The organism is Halomonas eurihalina (assembly GCF_008274785.1).
GTDB classification, from domain to species: Bacteria; Pseudomonadota; Gammaproteobacteria; order Pseudomonadales; family Halomonadaceae; genus Halomonas; species Halomonas eurihalina.
In genome coordinates, this window is the sequence record NZ_VTPU01000003.1 from 165030 (window position 1) to 183578 (window position 18549).

General features: G+C 61.3%; 18 protein-coding genes and 1 tRNA gene. 14 read left to right on the top strand and 5 right to left on the bottom strand.

Going from position 1 to position 18549, the window contains the following annotated elements; translation table 11 throughout:
* The first annotated feature begins 101 nt into the window (after positions 1–101).
* The 4 genes from FZZ93_RS04740 to FZZ93_RS04755 all read left to right on the top strand — a co-directional run bounded on the left by FZZ93_RS04740 (position 102) and on the right by FZZ93_RS04755 (position 4778).
* Positions 102–734, top strand: a complete 633-nt coding sequence (locus FZZ93_RS04740; protein WP_149321177.1) for a nucleoside triphosphate hydrolase — start codon at positions 102–104, stop codon at positions 732–734.
* Positions 735–818: 84 nt separating this feature from the next.
* The gene (locus FZZ93_RS04745; RefSeq protein WP_149321178.1) at positions 819–2294 is read left to right on the top strand and encodes a mannitol dehydrogenase family protein; all 1476 of its coding nucleotides are present in this window, start codon (positions 819–821) and stop codon (positions 2292–2294) included.
* An 11-nt stretch (positions 2295–2305) separates the two neighbouring features.
* A complete protein-coding gene (gene xylB / locus FZZ93_RS04750; protein ID WP_149321179.1) occupies positions 2306–3799 on the top strand; it encodes a xylulokinase in 1494 nt (497 codons plus the stop codon).
* A gap of 28 nt (positions 3800–3827) precedes the next feature.
* The gene (locus FZZ93_RS04755) at positions 3828–4778 is read left to right on the top strand and encodes a transaldolase (RefSeq protein ID WP_149321180.1); all 951 of its coding nucleotides are present in this window, start codon (positions 3828–3830) and stop codon (positions 4776–4778) included.
* A 60-nt stretch (positions 4779–4838) separates the two neighbouring features.
* Here the strand turns inward: FZZ93_RS04755 and FZZ93_RS04760 are convergent, their stop codons facing one another.
* The gene (locus FZZ93_RS04760; RefSeq protein ID WP_149321181.1) at positions 4839–5042 is read right to left on the bottom strand and encodes a hypothetical protein; all 204 of its coding nucleotides are present in this window, start codon (positions 5040–5042) and stop codon (positions 4839–4841) included.
* Between the two features lie 208 nt (positions 5043–5250).
* Here FZZ93_RS04760 and FZZ93_RS04765 point away from each other — a divergent pair, with 208 nt between their 5' ends.
* From FZZ93_RS04765 to FZZ93_RS04780, 4 genes are all read left to right on the top strand, one after another.
* Positions 5251–6312: an HlyD family secretion protein gene (locus FZZ93_RS04765; protein WP_149321182.1), complete on the top strand. Its 1062-nt coding sequence runs from the start codon at positions 5251–5253 to the stop codon at positions 6310–6312.
* On the top strand, positions 6302–7441 hold the full coding sequence (locus FZZ93_RS04770; RefSeq protein ID WP_149321183.1) for a DUF2955 domain-containing protein: 1140 nt from the start codon (positions 6302–6304) through the stop codon (positions 7439–7441). The genes FZZ93_RS04765 and FZZ93_RS04770 overlap by 11 nt, the downstream gene beginning before the upstream one ends.
* Positions 7442–7609: 168 nt before the next feature.
* On the top strand, positions 7610–7915 hold the full coding sequence (locus tag FZZ93_RS04775) for a hypothetical protein (protein WP_149321184.1): 306 nt from the start codon (positions 7610–7612) through the stop codon (positions 7913–7915).
* Between the two features lie 76 nt (positions 7916–7991).
* Positions 7992–8174: a hypothetical protein gene (locus tag FZZ93_RS04780; protein ID WP_149321185.1), complete on the top strand. Its 183-nt coding sequence runs from the start codon at positions 7992–7994 to the stop codon at positions 8172–8174.
* Positions 8175–8282: 108 nt separating this feature from the next.
* Here FZZ93_RS04780 and FZZ93_RS04785 read toward each other — a convergent pair whose 3' ends face one another.
* From FZZ93_RS04785 to FZZ93_RS04795, 3 genes are all read right to left on the bottom strand, one after another.
* A complete protein-coding gene (locus FZZ93_RS04785) occupies positions 8283–8867 on the bottom strand; it encodes a YqhA family protein (protein ID WP_149321186.1) in 585 nt (194 codons plus the stop codon).
* A gap of 121 nt (positions 8868–8988) precedes the next feature.
* Positions 8989–9501, bottom strand: a complete 513-nt coding sequence (locus tag FZZ93_RS04790; protein ID WP_149321187.1) for an AAA family ATPase — start codon at positions 9499–9501, stop codon at positions 8989–8991.
* Between the two features lie 148 nt (positions 9502–9649).
* Entirely contained in the window at positions 9650–12328 is a 2679-nt protein-coding gene (locus FZZ93_RS04795; RefSeq protein ID WP_149321188.1) for a bifunctional acetate--CoA ligase family protein/GNAT family N-acetyltransferase, read from the bottom strand.
* A gap of 271 nt (positions 12329–12599) precedes the next feature.
* Here FZZ93_RS04795 and FZZ93_RS04800 point away from each other — a divergent pair, with 271 nt between their 5' ends.
* The gene (locus FZZ93_RS04800; protein ID WP_149321189.1) at positions 12600–13631 is read left to right on the top strand and encodes a zinc-dependent alcohol dehydrogenase family protein; all 1032 of its coding nucleotides are present in this window, start codon (positions 12600–12602) and stop codon (positions 13629–13631) included.
* 129 nt (positions 13632–13760) lie between these two features.
* On the opposite strand, the gene FZZ93_RS04805 is transcribed toward FZZ93_RS04800, so the two are convergent.
* Positions 13761–13837, bottom strand: a tRNA-Pro gene (locus FZZ93_RS04805).
* Between the two features lie 202 nt (positions 13838–14039).
* On the opposite strand from FZZ93_RS04805, the gene FZZ93_RS04810 reads away from it, so the two are divergent.
* The 5 genes from FZZ93_RS04810 (at position 14040) to ctaD (ending at position 18530) form a co-directional block, all read left to right on the top strand.
* Complete coding sequence (locus tag FZZ93_RS04810; protein WP_149321190.1) at positions 14040–14414, top strand: CidA/LrgA family protein; 375 nt, start codon at positions 14040–14042, stop codon at positions 14412–14414.
* Entirely contained in the window at positions 14411–15142 is a 732-nt protein-coding gene (locus tag FZZ93_RS04815; protein ID WP_149321191.1) for an LrgB family protein, read from the top strand. Before FZZ93_RS04810 ends, FZZ93_RS04815 begins: the two co-directional genes overlap by 4 nt.
* An 83-nt stretch (positions 15143–15225) precedes the next feature.
* Entirely contained in the window at positions 15226–15399 is a 174-nt protein-coding gene (locus FZZ93_RS04820; RefSeq protein WP_149321192.1) for a DUF2970 domain-containing protein, read from the top strand.
* Between the two features lie 329 nt (positions 15400–15728).
* A complete protein-coding gene (gene coxB, locus FZZ93_RS04825; protein WP_149321193.1) occupies positions 15729–16850 on the top strand; it encodes a cytochrome c oxidase subunit II in 1122 nt (373 codons plus the stop codon).
* A gap of 42 nt (positions 16851–16892) precedes the next feature.
* On the top strand, positions 16893–18530 hold the full coding sequence (ctaD, locus tag FZZ93_RS04830; RefSeq protein WP_149321194.1) for a cytochrome c oxidase subunit I: 1638 nt from the start codon (positions 16893–16895) through the stop codon (positions 18528–18530).
* Positions 18531–18549: the final 19 nt, after the last annotated feature.

Consider the following 18549-nt stretch of genomic DNA (forward strand, 5'->3'; position numbering starts at 1 on the left):
GGCTCCTGCGCGCCGTGCGCCTTGCTCTTCATTCGGAGACGCTGAGTTTTCGGGCAAGTCTTGCGACTAGCGACACGAAGGCAGGTAGGAGACAAGCCGAAATGACTCCCAACATCTATGAGGTGGCGACACGAGTGCTGGAAGCCGCGGGGGAGAGCCGGCGCTTCATCGTGGCTCTGGCGGGGCCGCCCGCCGCCGGCAAGTCCTTCCTGTCGGGCTGGTTGTGTCGCGAGCTCAATGCCCGTCAGGCGGGCTGTGCGGCGGTGGTGCCCATGGACGGTTATCACTACGACAACGCCTTGCTCGAGCCCGAGGGGCTGGTTGCCGTGAAAGGCGCGCCTGAGACCTTCGATTGCGCGGGGCTCAAGCATGATCTGCAGCGTATCCGCCGAACCGATGGCAGCGTCGCCGTGCCGGTGTTCGATCGTGCCCTGGACCTGGCGCGGGCCGGTGGTCGGTTGATCACGCCCGAGCACCGCATCGTCATCGTCGAGGGCAACTATCTGTTGCTCGACGAAGGCCCCTGGCCGGCGCTGCGCGATGACTTCGATTTCAGCCTGTTTCTCGAGGTACCCGACGAGGTGCTAGAGGCCCGCCTGATCGAGCGCTGGCTGGGCATGGGGCAGGACCAGGCCGGTGCCGTCGAACGCGCGCGGCACAAGGACATGCTCAACGCCCATCTGATCAAGTCGCGCTCGGTGGCCGCCGATCTGCACTGGGCCGCGAGCGACTGAGCCCCTTTTTCACTTTCTACTTTCTACTTTTTACTTTTCACTTTTTCACACGATGCCACCGTCAAGAGCGGCAGGAGACCCTTCATGACTCGACTCAACAATGCCAACCTGGACCGGTTGGATGCCGGGATCGATATACCCGACTATGCGCGTGAACAGGTCACGCCGGGTATCGTGCATATCGGCGTGGGGGGCTTTCATCGTGCCCATCAGGCGATGTATCTGGATGCGTTGATGCGACGAGGCGAGGCGCTGGACTGGGGAATCATCGGCGTTGGCGTGATGTCCGGCGACCGCCGCATGCAGCAGGCGCTGGCCGCTCAGGATCATCTATATACCCTGGTGGTGAAACATCCCGACGGTAGCCTCGAGCCGCGGGTGATCGGTTCGATGATCGATTACCGGTTCGCGCCGGAGGATCCGGCGGCAGTGGTCGAGACCCTGGCTGACCCAGCCATTCGCATCGTCTCGCTGACGGTGACCGAGGGCGGTTACAACGTCCATCCGGTGAGCGGCGATTTCGACCTCGATGATCCCGACGTACGCCATGACCTGGCCGAGCCCGAAGCGCCACGGACCGCCTTCGGCCTGGTGGTCGAGGCTCTCGAGCGGCGTCGGCAGCGTGGCCTGGCGCCGTTCACGGTCATGTCCTGCGACAACATTCAGGGCAATGGTGATGTGGCGCGTCGCATGTTCGGGGCCTTCGCGAAAGCTCGCGACCCTGGGCTGGGTGCCTGGGTCGAAGCTGAGGTGCCGTTTCCCAACTCCATGGTCGATCGCATCACGCCGGTGACCACGCCGGCCGACATCGAGGAGCTGTCGAACCGTTTCGCGATCGAGGATGCCTGGCCGGTGGTCTGTGAGCCTTTCACCCAATGGGTGCTGGAGGATCGCTTCGCGATGGGGCGGCCGAATTTCGACGCGGTCGGCGTGCAACTGGTCGAAGATGTCGAGCCCTATGAGTTGATGAAGCTGCGCTTGCTCAACGCCAGCCATCAGGCGCTGTGCTACTTCGGCTACCTGGCCGGTTACCGCTATGCCCACGAGGTCTGCCGGGATCCGTTGTTCGTCGACTTCCTGCTGGATTACATGGTGAACGAGGCCACGCCGACACTGGCGCCGCTGCCCGGCGTCGACCTGGAAACGTATCGGCGGACTCTGATCGAGCGTTTCGCCAATCCCGAGATCAAGGACACCCTGGCACGCCTGTGCGCCGAGAGCTCCGATCGCATTCCCAAATGGCTGTTGCCGGTCATTCGCGAACAGCTGGATCGGGGTGGTGACGTGCATCGAGCGGCGGCGGTCGTCGCCAGCTGGGCACGTTATGCCGAGGGGGTGGACGAGAGCGGCGAGCCCATCGAGGTGGTGGATCGTCTCAAGGACTCTCTGATAGCAGTGGCCGAGGCGAATCGCGAATGCCCGACGGCCTTCATCGAACAGCGCGAGCTGTTCGGCGAGCTGGCTGACCAGCCGCGTTTCCGCGATGCCTATCGGCAGGCGCTCGAGAGTCTGCACGCGAGGGGCGCACGCGCTACCCTTGAGGCGCTGGTTCGAGCTTGAGGGAGAACGGGATGTACATCGGTGTAGATTGCGGTACCCAGAGTACCAAGGTAGTGGTGGTGGACGTGGAGGCCGGGCGCCTGCTCGGCGAGGCAAGCCGCCCCCATCGACTCGACGAGGGCGAGCACGGTCGCCGTGAGCAGCGTCCCGAGGACTGGGTCGTCGCCTTCCGCGGCGCCTTTCAGGCCGCCGTGGCCGAGGCGCGCATTGATCCCCGTGACGTTCGCGCCATCGGCGTTTCCGGGCAGCAGCACGGCATGGTGGCGCTCGACGAGGCCGGTGAGCCGTTGTATCCGGCCAAACTGTGGTGCGACACCGAAACCGCCGCTCAGAATGATGCCCTGATTGAGAGGCTCGGTGGCGAGCCCGGTTGCCTGGAGAAACTCGGTCTGGTGCTGCAGACCGGCTATACCGCCTCCAAGGTGGCCTGGCTGCGCGAAACCCGGCCGGAGGTCTATCGGCGCATCGCCACTCTGTTGTTGCCCCATGACTATCTCAACTTCTGGCTCACCGGTGAACGGGTGGCCGAGGCGGGGGATGCCTCGGGGACCGGCTATTTCGATACTCATCGGCGTTGCTGGCGGCATGACGTCTTCGCCGAGATCGCCCCGGAGCTCGATGCCGAGCGAGTGCTGCCGCGGCTGATCGAGTCCGACGAGCCGGCCGGCGTGGTGCGCCCGGCATTGGCCCGCGAACTGGGGCTTTCCGAGGGCGTGCTGGTGGCCAGCGGGGGAGGCGATAACATGCTCGGCGCCATCGGCACCGGCAATATCGCCCCGGGCCTGGTGACCCTGAGCCTGGGCACGTCCGGTACGGTATGCGCTTATTCGGATGAACCCGTGCCCGTGGAAGACGCCATGGTGGCCAATTTCTGTGCCAGCAGCGGTGGCTGGTTGCCGTTGATCTGCACCATGAACGTGACCTCGGCGACCAATCGGGTGCGCGAACTCTTCGGGCTCGACCTGGCGGGGTTCAATGACCAGCTCCATCGGGCGCCGATCGGCGCCGAAGGCGTGACGACCCTGCCGTTCTTCAACGGCGAACGGGTGCCGCCGTTGCCCCAGGCGTCGGCCAGTTTCCTGGGGTTGACCAGCGTCAATACCACGCCGGCCAACCTCTGTCGGGCAGTGGTCGAGAGCGCCACCTTCGGTATGCGCTATGGCCTCGAGCGGCTCGGCAAGCTGGCGGCGGGGGCCAGTCAGATCCGCCTGATCGGCGGTGGCGCACGGAGCTCCGTGTGGCGACAGATCGTCGCCGATGTGACGGGCACGCCGGTGGTCTGTCCGCAGGTGACCGACGCGGCGGCGCTGGGGGCGGCATTGCAGGCGGCCTGGTGCGATCGACGGCAGACGACCAGTCTCGCCTCCCTGTGCGAGCGGCTGGTGCACCTCGATCCGGCGGCAGCCGCCGAGCCGCGGCCGGCGAACGTCGAGGCCTATCATCAAGCGTATGATCGCTACCGCGAGGCCCTGCAGCGGCACCATGGCATTCCCGCCACTCCCTGATTCCCGATACCTCATGAGGAGGACCGACATGACCTCGCGACTCGATGCCCTGAAAGAACACTCTCTGGTGGTGGCCGATACCGGCGACCTCGAGGCGATTCGTCGCTACCGCCCCCATGATGCCACCACCAATCCCTCACTGTTGCTCAAGGCGTTCGACATGGACGCCTACCAGTCGTTGATCGATGAGGAGCTGGCTGCCATCGAGGGCCGTGACGACGCGGCCGTGGAGCGGGCGGTGGATCGGCTTGCCGTCGCCAAGGGCTGCGAGATCGCCAGACTGATCCCCGGTCGCGTTTCCACCGAGGTGCCCGCTGCGTTGTCCTTCGATACCGAGGCGAGCGTGCGCAAGGCGCATGAGTTGATCGAAGCCTACGATGAGCGCAGCGTGGGCCGTGAGCGCATCCTGATCAAGCTGGCCTCGACCTGGGAAGGCATTCGTGCCGCCGAGCGCCTGGAGCGGGAGGGCATCAACTGCAACCTGACCTTGCTGTTCAGCGATGCTCAGGCGCGGGCCTGCTTCGATGCCGGCGTGACGCTCGTCTCGCCCTTCGTGGGTCGTGTTACTGACTGGTACAAGCAGGCAACCGGGCGCGACTATGGCCCCGAGGAGGATCCCGGCGTACGGTTCGTGCGCGGCGTCTGTCGCCGCGTGGTGGAAGGGGGCTTCGATACCGTGGTGATGGGGGCGAGTTTCCGCACCGTCGACCAGGTACTGGCACTGGCCGGTTGCCCGCGTCTGACCATCTCGCCGGCGTTGCTCGAGGAACTGGCCTCGAGCGAGGGCGAGGTGAAACCGGCGGTCATGATGGATGGCGAGGCCGGTGAGCGCCCGACGCCGATCGACGAGCCGTGGTTCCGTTGGGCGCACAACGCTGACGCCATGGCCAATGACAAGCTGGCCGAGGGCATTCGCCGTTTCGCCGAGGATCACGATGCCCTGGCGCAGCGTATCGCCGAGCGGCTGAACGCTGCGTGACATCCTGTTGAGCTGGAGAGCTCCGGCTCTCTTGTCTCAACCGTCTCAACCGTCTCAACCTCAACGGCTTTCAGGCACCTCACCGGGCACGCGATAACGCGGCTGTTCCTGCTGGCGTTCCTGCTCGGTCTTGGTCTCGTCTTCGGCGGGGACGCCCCACACCGTCTCGCGGCTGCCATCCGGCCAGGAGTAGGTGGTGCAGCCGTTCAACAGCACGGTCGCCAGGATGATCGAGGCGAACAGTGAGAATTTCGTGAGTTTCATGAGAATCTCCTGAAGACGGCCCCGGTGGGGCGAGACAAGGCGTATAGCGTCGATCTTAAAGGACACGAACGCTGCCGAATACTGTTTCGCGACGATATCGATGGCAAAGACGTTTTTAGCAGGCTAATAAATCTGCTAGCATTACCGCCCTTCAAATTACCGGTGGCTTCGGCCGACCGGGGTAGTTAGTGCTTACAGGAATCCATTGATGTCTCCAGATCAGCGTTTTGCGCGCTGGGTCCGCGCCGCGGTCGTGGCCTTCTGCGTGCTGTTCGTCTATTTCGTGCTTGCCGACACCTATATGCCGATGACCCCGGAAGCTCGGGTATTGCGTCCGGTGGTGCAGGTCGCTCCCGAGGTGGGAGGGCGCGTCCGGGCCGTGGCCGTGGAGAACAACCAGCGTGTCGAACAGGGCGATGTGCTGTTCGGGATCGATCGCGACCCTTATGAGCTGGCGCTGCATGAGGCGCGCCTGGCGCGAGAAGCGGCCAGTCGCGACAATGCCTTGATCGAGGCCGATCTTGCCGAAGCCCGGGCCAACCTGGAGTCGGCCCGGTCGACCGCCGAGGAGTTGACATCCGAGCGCCAACGCGCCGAGTCGCTGCTTGATCGACATGGCATTTCGCGCCAGGAGTTCGATCAGATCGCCGCCGACGAGCGCGAAGCCCGGGCCTCGGTAAAGGCGGCGCAGGCCCGCATCCGTTATCTGACGGTGCAGCTCGGTGACCGTGGCGAGGGGAACCTGCAACTGCGCCAGGCGGATAATGCCATCGAGCAGGCTGAACTTGATTTGTCGCGTACCCTGGTGCGTGCCGAAAGGGGCGGGGTGGTGTCCAACCTGCAGCTGCGTGAAGGCGATTATGTCACCCAGGGGCAGCCGGCGCTGGCGCTGGTGGGGGAGCAGCTCGACCTGGTCGCCGATCTCCGCGAGAAGAGCCTGCGCCATGTGTGGGAAGGCGAACCGGCGCGGGTGGTGTTCGATGCCTTGCCGGGCAAGGTCTTCACGGCGCGGGTGGCGTCCAGGGATGCAGGGGTGAAAGCAGGACAGCTCGCGGCCGATGGCAGCCTGGCGGATATGCCCACTACGGATCGCTGGGTGCGTGATGCCCAGCGAGTGCGTCTGCATCTGGAGGTCGAAGACCCGCCCGAGCCCCTACCGGTCAGTGGTGCCAGGGCCACGGTACAGCTGTTGCCCGAGGCCAATCCCCTGGCGAGCCTGTTTGGCGGGCTGCAGATTCACCTTTTGGCCTGGTTGCATTATGTCTACTGAGCCGCGGCCAGGTACGACCCTTACGGGACTCGGCCATGGCGTGCGTCGCCTGCTGGCCCGCTCGGTGGGGCTGGTGATGCCGCATCGCGGCGATGGGCCGGGCATCGAACAGGGCGAATCGCGCTTTAGCGCCAATGACCTGCGTCAATGCCTGCGCATCGCCTGTGGCGGTGGCATCGGCTTTGTGATCAGCCATCTGATGGACTGGAACTATGGGGTCTTCTTCACCGTCTTCCCCATGTTCATGCTGGGCATCATTCCGGTGTTCAATGCACATGTCGTGCGCCAGTTCCTCGGCAATGCCTGTCTCAACGTGGTCGAAGTTAGCCTGGTGGTCGGGCTGACGCAGCATATGCCCGTGGTCATGACCGGGATCGTGTTCCTGCTGTTCTATGCGCGTTTCCGGCTGATGGCCAAGGGGCCGCTGTTCGTATTCGGCGCCAACGGGGTGCTGACCCTGAGCGTGCTGATGCATTTCGCCAGTTATCCGACGCTCGACCTTGCCGATCTGCTGGCCAGCAACTTGGTAGCCAGCATACTGGCTGTGCTGATTGCCGCCGTGATGTACTGGGTGTTCCCCGACGTTGCTCCGCGGCAACGGCCGGCGGTGGTCGAGAAGTCGGCGGCTCTGGTGCGCCACCAGACGCTGATCGGTGCCATCACGGCAACGCTCTCCTTCATGGTGTTCCAGACGCTCGATCTGCGTGACTCCCTGTCGGCGCAGATGGCGACTATCCTGATCCTGTTCTCGCTGGGTTATCACGGTGCGCGGGTCTCTGCCGTCAAGCGGGCCGTGGGCACTTTGCTGGGCTGCAATCTGGCGCTCATCCTGCAGCTCTTGCTGTTCACCCAGAGCGATCACCTGTTGTTGGTGTTGGTCAGTTACTGGATCGGCCTGATGCTCTTCGCCCGGGTACACTTGCTCGAAGGTGGGGGCTCGGGTGTCGGCTTCGGCGGCTTGACGACGCTGGGCATCCTCTATGGCCAATATCTGGGACCCAACCAGGACTTCTTCTACGATGCCCTGTACCGCTTCAGTTCGATGAGTGTGGCGCTGGTCGTCACCCTGGTGGTGATGGCGGTGCTGCATCGCCTGTTGAACGCGTCGTCGCTGACCCGGGCACACTGAGCGTACTTAGCCGTATATGTCCAGCCAGAGGGGGCACATGGACCAGCTAGACGGCTCGATGAGAATGGCGAGTTGGACGGACGCGGGTAATCGCGGGCTTATCGTCCATCATGCCCTGGAGTGGTCATTCGGCCGACGGGATCATGGAACGACAGAAGGAATCATGGAATGGATATGACACTCGTCGAACACATGTGGATCGCCGTCGTCGTGCAGCTTGGGCTGGCGTTTTTCCTGGGGCTCAGGGGAGCGGGAGTGGCGGCCGTGATGGTGTTTCTCGGCAGGGAAATCGCCCAGAACGAGTATGAGGCATTGCGGCTTCCCGAATTCGCCGACATGAACCTGGCCACTCTGCCTTGGTGGGCAGGGCTGCGGCATGGCTGGGGGCTGGGCTCGGTGCTGGACGTTGCCGCCCCGGCGCTGGCCTGTAGCCTGGTGCTCGTCCTGTGGCATGCATGGCAGAAGTGGCGATAGGTGTCGCTATCTTGCCACAGGGCATGAGCCTGTCGACTTGCTACCATAGGGGCATCATTCTCTTTTGGAGACTCCTATGCGCGTACTGTCACTATTATTTGGCGCCATCGTCATTGCTGGCCTGGCGGGCTGCAGCTATCAGCCGGCCCGCCTCACCCCGGAACCCCTGATAGAGATCGGGGATGGCGGCCACCACCATGACCGCGGCCATGGCCGAGGCTTCTGTCCTCCTGGTCAGGCGAAGAAAGGGCGTTGCTGACCTTCGACGGGCGTCATCAGTAGCACGACGTATCCTGTCCTTGGGGTGTCACTTATTGCCAGCAACGTTCGATCCGCTCCGGCGTTGGGGAACACCCGACGCCGGGCCTCACTGCTGAGGCCGCGGGAGCCTATTCAGCCTTGTGTGTACCAGCGCCATCAGGTAGAGTGTAAGGGCGAGCGCGAGTACGGAAAGCGCCAGATATATGGCATCGAGAGGGGACGTGAACTGAATCCCGACCACGGCCCGGAAGAACTCGATGATCACTGCCAGAATTACCACCCGGGTGATCTTGTCCTTGAGCTGGTCCAAAGACTGTACGTTGAAAGGATGGGAGGGAGAGCGTTCCTCGACTGGATCGATGGGCGACACGAATAGCTTGTAGACCCCGATTCCGAAGATCATCAATACCAGAGCGATCAGGTATATGTCGACAGCCACGATGATGTTGGTGACGATGCTCTTATGATGAACATCGGATCCTCCTTCAAGGTAGTGGCGCCAAGCTTCGACGACCAGTGAGAGTATGTCCAGACTGGCAATGACAAACAGTACCAAGGCTCCGATCAGTGAGGGAATCACTGCCAGTAGCACCATGAGTCGCGATTGCCAGAGGGTATATTCGAATCGCCGCTCGAGACGGCCGCCTGGTGTCTTGGAGCTGGAATTCCGGGGTGGTCGTGCTTCACTCATTGCTCTTGCCCAGTTGCCCTTGTCACGCTCAGCATAGTGCCTGACTATGCTTCATGCTTTTCTCAACAAATGTGTTGGCGTGAGAGACGATATCAGGCAGGGAGCGCCCCGTCATGGTTGTCTAACGAGCTATATCCAGCGAGTCGCAGACTTTCTGGGCAAGCATGTCAGGTTCCTGTGTAGACTCGATTGCTAGAACTGGGCATGAGCGTTCGGCCAGCCAGGCGTTGTGCCTAGCCAGGCTCCTTCCCCCCATTCCACCGTCATCATACTGGGCGGCCCATTCGAGAAATGCTGGATCGACAGCTCCGAATTGCTGGATGTCTCGGCGCTTGATGCGCTCCAGGCGGGTTCGGACAGGAGCGGTGAGAAAGACGATTGCATCAAAGGCATCTTCGATGTCTGTTCCCCAGGACATGACCGATCCAGCTACGACAAGAACATTGGTCCCTCGAATGATCTTGCTCAACATTTCACGACGTTTTTCCTTCGAGCGTTTTTGTTGAAAAGGGGGAGTCGTGTCGAGCCAGTAGATGTCGTCAGCCTCCTGGAACACGGCGCCAAGTCGGGTCGCTAACAATTTCCCCAGTGTTGAAGTGCCGGACCCGGCGGCTCCCGTCACGAGTATCCTCATGGCTACTTCCCTATAGCGTGGTGAAAATGTGGCCTTTCTGGCGCCAGTCCCGAGACAGCATTCGAGTGATGCACTCATCAATATGCCGGGTCTATACGATTCCGGCCGGGAGTCTATCGGGAGAGTCGCCAGGTTGTATGGATGAGTTTTATTCGGCGAGATCCAGCGTCATGGTGACCATGAGGGGATCGCTGGAGTTGTCCTTTGGCTCGATCGCAAAGCCCAGCTCCTCGGCCATTTTGACCATCCGATGATTTTCACGCAGCACATCGGCAAAGACATGCCGGATACCTGTACTGCGGGCATAGTCAAGGATCTTCTCCATCAGGCAATAGCCCAGACCACTCCCTTTCATGTCACTGCGCACCATAATGGCCAACTCGGCATCTTCCTTGTCGGGGGTGGCTAACAGGCGAACGACTCCGACGATACTTGCTTCATCAGGTGGCATCACGACAAAAGCCATCTCTCTGTCATAGTCGATCTGGGTCAGGCGGGCCGCAAAGGCATGGTCGAAGTTCTGGATGGTGTTGAAGAAGCGTAGTCGTACATCCTCCTTGGATGATCGACGAAGCATATCGACCAGAGCGTTTTCATCCTCGGGCCGAATAGGCCGCAAGGCGTAGCGCCCGCCACGCTGAGTCTCGATTTCTTGTTCCAGCTGATATGGGTAGGGGCGAATGGCAAGTGGGCGTCGATGGGCGCGCTCGGCCCGGACGACAATACGGGCATCCAGGGCAATGACCCCAGAGGGATCGGCGAGAAGCGGATTGATGTCCAGCTCGACGACCCGTGCTAGCCCACATACCAGATGAGACAGCTTGATGAGCGTCAATGTGATCGCCTCGAGGTCGGCCGCCGGACGATCCCGATAGCCACGTAGCAGGCGTGAGATCCGCGATTCCTGAATCATCTCGCGCGCCAGCAGCTGGTTGAGCGGCGGTAAGCCGACAACGCGATCACCGATGACCTCGACAGCCGTTCCGCCTTGTCCGAACAGGATGAGCGGCCCGAACACACTGTCTTCGGCGACGCCCACGATCAGTTCATGCGCGTCCGGACGGTGAATCATCGACTGTACGTTGAAGCCATCGATGCGCGCTTGGGGGGCGATGCGCTGGATGCTGGCGATCATGTCCTCGGCTGCCTGGAGCACGGCACCGGGGGAGGCCAGATTCAACTGCACTCCGCCCACATCGGACTTGTGGGAAATATCGCGGGACAGGATCTTCACCACGACCGGAAAGCCCAATTGCTGCGCCGCCAGGCTGGCTTCTTCTGGTGTCCGTGCCGTAATGGCCGGGGCCGTCGGAATACCGTAAGCGGCGAGTATCGCGGTGGCCTCGGGTTCCGTCAGGACGCTGCGGCCATCTTCCAGGACTCCGTCGATGATCGACTCCGCCTTGGCCTGATCGATCGTGATGGCATCGGAAACCGCCGGCGGTGTTTCCATCAACGACTGTTGATTTCGCCAATAACTGGATAAGTGTCGAAGAGCTCGGATGGCCTGTTCCGGGGTCTCGTAGGTTGGGATTCGCCGGGAGGCAAACAAACGACGCGCCTCGGTAGGTGATTTTTCACCCAGCCAGCAAGTCAGCACGGGAGGTCGTCGCGAACCAAGCGTATCGACGACAGCCTGGGCGGCATCCAGACTATCGGCGACCGCCACGGGACAGTTCATGACAAAGATGGCGTCGATATCGGGTTCATCGAGCAGTGCATCGAGTGCTCCCGCGTAACGTTGTCCCGGCGCATCACCGAGGATGTCCACGGGGTTCGCGTGTGACCAGTCCTTCGGCAGCAAGGCATCCAGGCGCTTCAACGTCGCCTCGGAAAGCTCGGCTAATTGACCGTGCATGTCGGCCAGCTCATCGACAGCGAGAACGCCGACTCCTCCACCGTTGGTGAGGATGGCAAGTCGATCCCCCTTGACGCGAATGCCGGTCGCCAGTGTTCCTGCCGCTTGAAAGAGCTCATCGAGTGTGTGGACTCGCAACATTCCCGCGCGACGGAAGGCTGCGTCGTAGACGGCATCGGCGCCGGCAAGCGCTCCGGTATGCGACAGCGCGGCTTTGGCTCCGGCACTGCTGCGCCCCGCCTTGACGACCACGACAGGCTTGTTGCGTGACGCCATCCGGGCTGCCGAGAGAAACTTGCGTGCTTCAGTAACAGCTTCGGCGTAGAGCAGAATGGAATGTGTCTTGGGATCGAGTGCCAGATAATCGAGCATATCGCCGAAGTCGACATCGCTCATTGAGCCGAGAGAGGCGACATGAGAGAAGCCGATACCGCGGGCCGAGGCCCAATCGAGGATCGATGTCGCCACCGCACCCGATTGGGTGACGAAAGCGATATCGCCTTTCGCTGGGGTGAGATGCGCAAAGCTGGCATTGATGCCCACGTGTGGTGACAGAATGCCCAGACAATTGGGACCGACAATTCTCATTAGAAAAGGCTTGGCGGCCTCCAGCATTGCTTTCTTCAGTGCATCGCCATCTTCATTCTCGCCCTCGCCAAAGCCTGCCGAAATCACGACCGCGGCGCGACAGCCTCGCGTACCGAGCTCATGAATCAACTCCGGCACGGTAGCGGCAGGGGTGGCAATGATCGCCAGGTCGGGGGCTAGCGGTAGTTCGCTTATTGTTTGGTAGTTCAGGGTCGAGCGGATAGCTCGTTCCCTGGGATTTACGGTGAGAATCGGACCTGCAAAGCCTGCTCCGTAGAGATTTCTAGCCAGCACGGCCCCCACCGATCCAGGGCGATTGCTGGCACCGATCAAGGCAATCGTGGAGGGTGAGAACAATGCATCAAGATTGCGAATCGACATCAATGCCCTCCAAAAGCATTGCCGCCTTGAGTTGTCCCGTCAGAGGCCCTGCAACCCGCAGTCATCATACGTCTAAATGGACTGGTCGGGCATTACCTTCTGCCATCAGAGCCTTGACCTTGATCATGTTGCAGGTTCAGGCATCTGCTATGCTGCTTTTGCCTATCATGAGGCGTAGCTGCGAGAAGAGGCTTCTCGGTCGGCCGGGCTAAGCATAGCAGCTAATTTAGTATGGTCCCGTGGGTAGTGACTCTCGTGGAGTACGACAACGATGAAAGCGCTTGTATATGAAGGGGTAGGTCAGCGTGCCTGGATAGACAGGCCGAAGCCGGAGATCGAGGTTCCTACCGATGCAGTGGTAAGGATTACCCATACCACGATCTGCGGTACAGACCTGCATATCCTGAAAGGGGATGTACCTGCTGTGGAGTCCGGCAGGACCCTGGGGCACGAAGGTATCGGTGTCATCGAAGAAATAGGCGAGGGCGTGTCCAACCTGAAGAAAGGTGATCAGGTTCTCATTTCCTGTATCACGTCCTGCGGTCGTTGCGACTATTGCAAACAGGCAATGTATTCCCACTGTCGTGATGGGGGCTGGATCCTCGGCCATCTGATCGATGGCACGCAGGCCGAATATGTCCGCATTCCACATGCCGACAATAGTCTCTATCGCTTACCGCCCGGACTCGAGCCTGCGGCGGCGCTCATGCTGAGTGATATCCTGCCCACCGGACATGAAATCGGTGCGCTCAATGGCGAGGTTCACCTGGGGGATACTATCGCCATCATCGGGGCAGGCCCCATAGGTCTGGCTGCTTTGCTGACGTCTCGCTTCTATTCGCCGGCACGCATCATCGTGGTCGATCCCGACGAGAACCGCCTGGCCGTGGCACGCCAATTCGGGGCTACCGATACCATCGCCGTTGACCCCGTGGAAACCGTGCTGGAGATGACCGGCGGCGAGGGTGTGGATGTTGCCATGGAAGCGGTGGGTATCCCGGAGACCTTCGATGTGTGTCAGCGAATCCTGCGCCCCGGTGGCCGCCTCGCCAACATGGGAGTCCATGGCCACAGTGTCGAGTTTCATCTCGAGGATCTTTGGATAAAGAACGTCACCATCCGTACGGGACTGGTGAATACCAATACCATCCCTGTGCTGATGCGTTTCCTGGAATCCGGCGGCATCGATGCCGAGGGGTTGGTCACCCATCGATTTGCGCTCGACGACATCGAGCAGGCCTATGACGTGTTCTCGCGAGCAGCGTCTGAAAAAGCCATCAAGATGCTGCTCACCGCTGAATAGTGGGGAGGCGTTACCCCGCTCAGGCTAGGGCGGCCTCTCGGCGCGGACGTGATGTGGGCAATTTTTTTGAACACAACGAAAAACCGCCACCCGGCATGACCCGTGAGTGGCGGTTTCTCTTGATGTTTCTGGTCGGAGCGACTGGATTCGAACCAGCGACCTTTGCAACCCCATTGCAACGCGCTACCAAGCTGCGCCACGCTCCGACTCCATTCCCGGTCGACCCTTTTGCGTCTTAGGCCTCCCCGAGAACGAGGCGTATACTAGCGCGTTCGTGAGAAAATGAAAAGCCCCTTTTGCGCTTTTGTTTCAATTGCTTGGCCAATGAAGCCGGGATGGTGCCCGGTTGCTGGACTTTGCCACAATACCGCATGTCGAAAAGGGCGATGAGATGAATCGGGGGACGAGATGCCATTGATCATGGGGATGAGCATGCTGTTGGCATGCCAGATGCTGGGCGAGCTGGTGACACGGGGGCTGACGTTGCCGGTTCCTGGCCCGGTGATTGGCATGGTGATCCTGCTGGTGGCCTTGGTAGTGCGGGGTAAGGTGCCGTCGAGCCTCAGGATGACCGGCGAGGGCCTACTGCGTTACCTGACGCTGCTGTTCGTGCCGGCTGGTGTCGGCTTGATGGTTCATGGCGCCCTGATCGGTGCCGACTTGTTGCCGATTGTGGTGACACTGGTGGGCTCCACGGCCGTGACCCTGGCGGTAACGGCCTGGGTGTTGTCGCGCCTGCAACGACGAGGTGAGCGCCAAGCTAACGGCGAGGGTGGCGCATGAATGTGGCGGCTCTTGATCAGTTGTGGGTTTATCTTTCCGGTAACCCCTTGCTGTCGTTGCTGGCGACACTGCTGGCTTTCATGGTGGCGGTACGTCTCAATCGCGCTCTGGGCGGCACGCCGTTGCTGCATCCGGTTACCCTTTCCATCGCCATCCTGATCGGCTTTCTGTTGCTGGTTGACATGGATTACGCGACCTATTTCGAGGGGGCGCAGTTCATCCACTTTCTGCTGGGGCCGGCAACGGTCGCCCTGGCGATTCCACTCTATGATCATCGCGAGCGCGTCCGCCGCTTGCTGGTGCCGCTGCTGCTGGCCTGTGTCGCGGGTATCCTGACCGCGGTGACCAGCACCATCGGCCTGGCGCTGCTGTTCGGGGTGCGCCAGGAAACCTTGCTATCGTTGGCGCCGCGGTCGGTTACCTCTCCCATCGCCATGGGCATCGCCGAGCAGATCGGGGGAATTCCCTCGCTGGCGGCGGGGCTGGTTCTGCTGACGGGCTCCATCGGTTGCGCCCTTGGTCCCGCGATCTTCCGCCTGTTGAAAATTACCGATCCGGCGGTGCAAGGCTTCACCATGGGGTTGTCGGCCCATGGGTTCGGTACGGCTCATTCCTTCGCCCGCCTGGGGGCAGTGGCGGGGGCCTTTTCGGGGTTGTCGATGGGGCTGACGGGCCTGCTGACTGCCTTCCTCCTGCCGCTGATCACACGGCTTCTTGGGCTGAGTTGACGCCTTCCGTTCTGACAATATCAGGAGGTCGGCGCGCGCATGGTCTAGGGTCAAGGAAGAGGTCGCGTCGAAGGAGAAGGGCAATGTGGCGAGTGATCAAGTCGGTTCTGGCGGCCTTCTTCGGGGTGCAGAAGGAGAGCCGCCGATACGAAGACTTTTCTCGTGGGCGGGCTTCGCACTTCATCATTGCCGGCATTCTGATGGGAGCTGGGCTGGTGCTGCTGATTGCCTTGGTGGCGTCACTGGCCGCACGCTGAGGAAACACTGCATCAATACCTGCGCATGCAAATCGGCTACGTTACGCGATGCTCGAAAGCTTTCCTAGCCTCTTGTTATCTATCGTTTTTTTTGATCTTGTCGCCTTGCGTGACCCACAGAGACGTGGGGAATGCGATGGCCCGTCGGGAACGGGCCTCGCCTTCACGACGCTCGATGATTTATTCAGCGCTTTCCTACTGCTCCTGGCTGCTGATCGTTGAGAGTGGCGTTTATGAACCCACGCCCGGTCAGACCGTGACGAATGTCGAGGCTCTTCTATACTCGATCAAGTAGCGGCTAATACAACAACAATGTTCAGGAGGAGGCGATGCGCAAACGGATCGTGCGGACAGCGGGATTGGTCGCCTGCTCGGGGCTGTCGGGGAGTGTGCTGGCCAATGGCTGGAACATGCCGGTCGGCGTCACCGATGTCAGCCGCGAGATTCATTCCCTGCACATGATCATTTTCTGGATATGCGTTGTCATTGGCATCGTCGTATTCGGTGCGATGTTCTACTCGCTGTTTCGCTATCGACGCTCGCGTGGCGCCAAGGCCGCTAACTTTCATGAGCATACCACCGTGGAAGTCATCTGGACTCTGATCCCGATCTTGATTCTGGTGGCCATGGCGATTCCCGCCACCGCGACGCTCAAGACGATGTACGACGCCTCCGAGGCCGACCTGGATGTCATGATCACCGGTCAGCAGTGGCGCTGGCGCTATTCCTATCTCGGCGAGGAGGTCGCTTTCACCTCCAATATGGCGACATCGCGTTCCCAGGTCAGCGGGGAGAGTGCGAAGGGCGAGAACTACCTGCTCGAGGTCGATGAACCCCTGGTGCTGCCTGTGGATCGCAAGGTGCGCCTGCTGATGACCTCGGATGACGTCATCCACTCCTGGTGGGTGCCGGACCTGGCCGTCAAGCAGGATGCCGTACCGGGCTTCGTCAATGAGAACTGGGTGCGCATCAACGAGCCGGGCATCTATCGTGGCCAGTGCGCCGAGCTGTGCGGGCGCGACCATGCCTTCATGCCAGTGGTGGTGGAGGCCGTGGAGCCAGAACGCTTCGATGCCTGGTTGGCCGAACGCAAGGAAGCTGCCGCCCAGGAGGCGCTGGGTGTGGATCGCGAGTGGGAACTGGATGAATTGATGGAGCGCGGCGAGCAGGTCTACAGCAGTATTTGCGCTTCCTGCCACCAGCCCGATGGTTCGGGCAGTCCGCCGGCCTTCCCGGCATTGGCCGGCAATCAAGCGATATTGGACGACCCGGACTATCACATCGACACCGTGGTCAACGGCGTGTCCGGCACGGCGATGCCGGCCTTCCGTAGCACACTGAATCCAGTGGAACTGGCCGCAGTGATTACCTATGAGCGCAACGCCTGGGGCAATGAGACCGGCGATGCCATACAGCCGGCCGATATTGCCGAGTTACTGGACGACGAGTAAGGCACGGCGCTTTTCGACGACGGATACCGAGGGGGATAGATCATGGCTTCGCACCTGCCTCCCAGACCCACCGCCCAGCAGAATCAGGCCGATGCCGGCGGCATGGCGGTGGATGAGCATCATCATTACGGGCCAAGAGGCCTGAAGCGCTGGTTGCTGACCACCAACCACAAGGAGATCGGTACCCTGTATCTGATCTTCTCGCTGACGATGTTCTTTATCGGCGGCATCTTCGCCATGGTGGTTCGGGCGGAGCTGTTCCAGCCGGGCCTGCAGTTGGTGGAGCCCGAGTTCTTCAACCAGATGACTACCATGCACGGTCTGATCATGGTGTTCGGTGCTGTCATGCCGGCGTTTGTTGGCCTGGCGAACTGGATGGTACCGCTGCAGATCGGCGCTCCCGACATGGCATTGCCACGCCTCAACAACTTCAGTTTCTGGCTGCTGCCGGTGGCCTTCGCGTTGCTGCTTTCCACCCTGGTGATGCCGGGGGGCGCTCCCAATTTTGGCTGGACCTTCTATGCGCCGCTTTCGACGACCTATGCGCCGCCGTCCACGACCTTCTTCATCTTCTCGCTGCACCTGGCGGGCATCAGTTCGATCCTCGGCGCGATCAACATCATCGCGACCATTCTCAACCTGCGGGCTCCGGGCATGCGCATGATGGACATGCCGCTGTTCGTCTGGACCTGGTTGATCACCGCTTTCCTGCTGATTGCCGTGATGCCTGTACTGGCCGGGGTGATCACCATGATGCTGCTGGACATCAATTTCGGCACTAGCTTCTTCAATGCCGCCGGCGGCGGGGATCCCGTGCTCTTCCAGCATCTGTTCTGGTTCTTCGGGCATCCCGAGGTCTACATCATGATCCTGCCGGCCTTCGGCATCGTCTCGGTGATCATTCCGACTTTCGCCCGCAAGCGCCTGTTCGGTTACGCCTCCATGGTCTATGCCACGGCTTCCATCGCGATCCTCTCGTTTCTGGTCTGGGCTCACCATATGTTCGTCGTCGGCCTGCCTCTGGTGGCGGAGCTTTTCTTCATGTACAGCACCATGTTGATCGCGGTGCCTACCGGGGTGAAGGTCTTCAACTGGATCACCACCCTGTTCCGCGGTTCTCTCACCTTTGAGCCGCCGATGCTGTTTGCCCTGGCCTTTGTGGTGCTGTTCACCATCGGAGGCTTTTCAGGCCTGATGCTGGCCATCTCGCCGGCGGATTTCCAGTACCACGACACCTATTTCGTGGTCGCGCACTTCCATTATGTGCTGGTGCCCGGGGCCGTGTTCGCCATCATGGCGGCTGTCTACTACTGGTTGCCCAAGTGGACCGGCCACTACCCGCATACACGGCTTTCGCAGTGGCATTTCTGGCTGTCGGTGATCGGGGTGAACCTGACCTTCTTCCCCATGCACTTTGCCGGACTCGCCGGCATGCCTAGGCGAATTCCGGATTACGCCCTGCAGTTCGCCGACTTCAACATGGTCACCAGCATCGGGGCGTTCATCTTCGGGGCCTCGCAATTGCTCTTCGTGGTCGTGGTGGTGCTCTGCGTGCGTGGCGGCGAGAAGGCGCCGGCCAAGGCCTGGGATGGTGCCGAGGATCTCGAGTGGACGGTTCCCAGCCCGGCACCGTTGCACACCTTCGAGACACCACCGCACTTCGAGCCGCATCGGCATTGATGGCGAAGCCGGGAGGCAG